The 508-nt window shown below is 56.5% G+C and carries 1 pseudogene; it reads left to right on the top strand.

Annotated features, from left to right (window positions below):
- Positions 1–19: 19 nt before the first annotated feature.
- Positions 20–508, top strand: a pseudogene (locus EXE51_RS17400) (ArsR family transcriptional regulator); the annotation flags it as partial.

The raw sequence follows: 508 nt of genomic DNA on the forward strand, positions 1-508 counted from the left end.
GGACGAGAATCGCCTCGCTGTGGCCGCCGAGGTCGACAATCCGATGCAGTGGGCGGTCTGTACTGCTCGCTCGTTGGCTGATACATTTGTCTGGGACAATCTGCTAACTGACGACCGGCTCGACGAGAATGGCGACTTCCGCCGACTCCTCCAAGAGGCACCTGGAGTTCTCCAAAATAGTGCGTGCCTCGGGTGGATCGCTGAGGAAGACGAGCTGGTTGATGATATCGGTGAGTTTGGGGACCGAATACAAGCTGTTCTCGAGGAGATTTGCGAAATGACGCGGGACATGACTCACGGCGAGTACCGCGAGTATAACTCTCGGACAGCCTTCCGGACGAAGATTCTCACCGAGTCTCTCGGTGTGATCGGCGTGATGACCCTATTACTGGACTTCGCCGGTGTCGACATCCTTCGAATCGGTCAGATGCCCCGGTTGAAGAGTGATTTCGATGACGAGAAGCTCTCGAGTATCGCGAAGTTCGTCGGGATCAACTCGGCGATCGGG

It is taken from the genome of Halorubrum sp. CGM5_25_10-8B, assembly GCF_005435095.1.
In the GTDB taxonomy this organism is placed as follows: Archaea; Halobacteriota; Halobacteria; order Halobacteriales; family Haloferacaceae; genus Halorubrum; species Halorubrum ezzemoulense.